The following is a 2175-nucleotide window of genomic DNA, read 5'->3' as shown; positions in this document are numbered from 1 at the left end:
CCGGCTCCGGCACCCCCACCGGCACCAGCACCTCCGGCCCCCCGAACTCCCGCGCCTGAACCGCCCGCATCTCGATCACCCTTCCGCCTGGAAATCTGGTCACCCGGCCAGCCTGCTACCTCAAGTTCACTTGAGGTCAACTGCCCCCGGCGTCTCTGACGATGGAAGTGGTACGGAAAAGAACGGGCCGCGGACGAACTAAAGAGCAGAACGTGACGCGGACGCCGACCATGAAATACATTTTTCTTACAGAGTTCATCGGCACCACGTTTCAACGGAATAGCGCGTCAGCCGGGCGCCCTCGAAGGTGACCGACCGTCTCCAAAACGGTCCCGGCCGCAGCCCTGGCACCGCGCGACAACGATCTACTCTGTTCCAACGCACCCAAACGACATACGCCTGATCCGATAATGTGACAGCGCCGCCGCCGTGAATTCAGTCCACCGGCAAGGCACATCCGCTGAACGCCTCCCAGGGCCGGCCGGGACCGCCTCCAAAACGGTCCGGCCACAGCCCTGGCGGCACACGGCGGCATTCTTCTTTATTGCGGATATCAATCCGCCAGAACCGGCCAGGTCAGGACCGGCGCGGACCCGCGTGCACATGCGCGCGTGCCCCTTGCAGCCCGAACAGGATGAGCAGCTCGACCACGCCGCCGTCCGCGCTGCCCACGGCCGCCCGCTCCGAGTGTCACCGGGCCACCTCGCAGATGCGCTCGGCGGCACGCGCCGTCTCCGTCGCCGTGGTGCCGTGGACGGTCGCGCCTTGGACTCTTCCCCAGCTGAAGTACCACCGGCCCGCCGCGTCGTGCCAGCTCTCGACCCTGATGAAGCCGCGCGCACCGACGACGCGCAGGATGGGCGTGTCCTGCGGCGGCAGGTCGATGGAGACGGGCATGTCGCGCGCTTCCAGTTCCCATGCCAGGTCCAGCAACCGGACCACACGCTCTCGCCCCCCGGGCTTCTCCAAACCGAAGACTATGCGCGTGCCGCGATCACCGGTAGCGCACCGGACAAGAGTTCAGACGAGGTCGAGAGCCGGGTGATCGCCCGAATGGAGCGGCAGGCTCGCCGGGAGCCACCTCAAAGCCTCTGGGCGATTCTCGACGAGGCCGTGCTCCGTCGCGAGGTAGGCGGGCCGACCATCATGCGTCAGCAGTTGCGACGCCTGCTCGACGACAGCGAGCGTCCGGACGTAACGGTCCAGGTGATTCCGTACTCCGCGGGTGCCCATCCGGGGATGCACGGCTCGTTCGTCATCCTCCAGTTCGCCGATGAGGATCACGAAATCGTCTATCTCGAAGCCAGTACGACCGACCTGTTCCTAGAGTCCAAGGGGGATGTGTACCGTTATAGGCGGCAGTTCGATCACCTACGTGAACAGGCCGCGACCCCCGTGGCCACTCGCGACCTCATCGCGAGTGTACTGGCCGACCTGAAGTGAGAGGAGCTGCGGCGATGCCGAGCGAAACCGACCTGAGCCGCGCGCACTGGCGGGTCAGCTCCTACAGCGGCGCAGATGGCAACTGTGTCGCCGTCGCCTTTCTGAACGGACGCGTGGCGATCCGGGACAGCAAGAACCCCGACGGTGGCACCCTGATCTTTACCACCGCCGAATGGCAGACCTTCCTGGGAAATCTGCGTTCGGGAGGCCCTGAACCCCGCTAGATTTCCTCGCCGGCCGCAGTTCCATACGCGCCGCCGATGATCGGCGCCACTTCGCCGCCGTCACATTTGCCTCTGACGTTGGCGTCAGGTTTCAACCTGACGCCCGTGAAAAGCTCGCGAGTCGCACAGGCTCTGATGCTTTGCGCAGGTCTTGTCCTGGCGCTGCTCACCACCGGCGGCGGGTCCGCATCCGCTGCCGCTGTCACGCCTCCCACTGGCAAGTACGCCCCGCTCGACCGGCCGGGCCCCCGGTTGTCCGTGCCCCGCGCCGAGCTGGCCGCCGCCGTGACTGCCGACTCGGAGTTCGGAGAAGACGTCCGGCAGGAGATCATCGCCCGCCTGATGCCCTTGATCGAGGCGCACACCACCGAACACATCCTGCGCGACGCCGACGCCTACCTCAGCTTCCTCACCACCCAGCCCGAGGGCAGCACCGGCCCGGTCGCGGTGACCGGCTACTGCTTCGGCGGCCTCCTGGCGATGCACACCGCCGTGGCCCACCCCACCC

4 protein-coding genes are annotated in these 2175 nt (G+C 66.5%); 3 read left to right on the top strand and 1 reads right to left on the bottom strand.

Going from position 1 to position 2175, the window contains the following annotated elements; translation table 11 throughout:
* Positions 1-690 precede the first annotated feature (690 nt).
* The gene (locus C1I98_RS38160; RefSeq protein WP_146607904.1) at positions 691-969 is read right to left on the bottom strand and encodes a hypothetical protein; all 279 of its coding nucleotides are present in this window, start codon (positions 967-969) and stop codon (positions 691-693) included.
* Here C1I98_RS38160 and C1I98_RS38155 point away from each other — a divergent pair.
* The 3 genes from C1I98_RS38155 to C1I98_RS38145 form a co-directional block, all read left to right on the top strand.
* Positions 868-1443 (top strand): DUF5753 domain-containing protein, encoded by a 576-nt coding sequence (locus tag C1I98_RS38155; RefSeq protein WP_233508548.1) that lies wholly within the window; start codon positions 868-870, stop codon positions 1441-1443. The two genes, C1I98_RS38160 and C1I98_RS38155, sit on opposite strands and share 102 nt — an antisense overlap.
* Positions 1444-1457: 14 nt before the next feature.
* Positions 1458-1667, top strand: a complete 210-nt coding sequence (locus C1I98_RS38150; protein WP_111172093.1) for a DUF397 domain-containing protein — start codon at positions 1458-1460, stop codon at positions 1665-1667.
* Positions 1668-1772: 105 nt separating this feature from the next.
* A partial coding sequence (locus C1I98_RS38145) for a dienelactone hydrolase family protein (protein ID WP_199537538.1) occupies positions 1773-2175 on the top strand: 403 nt, incomplete at its 3' end.

The sequence above is a fragment of the Spongiactinospora gelatinilytica genome, assembly GCF_003236385.1.
GTDB classification, from domain to species: Bacteria; Actinomycetota; Actinomycetes; order Streptosporangiales; family Streptosporangiaceae; genus Spongiactinospora; species Spongiactinospora gelatinilytica.
This window is presented reverse-complemented; position numbering and strand designations above follow the sequence as displayed.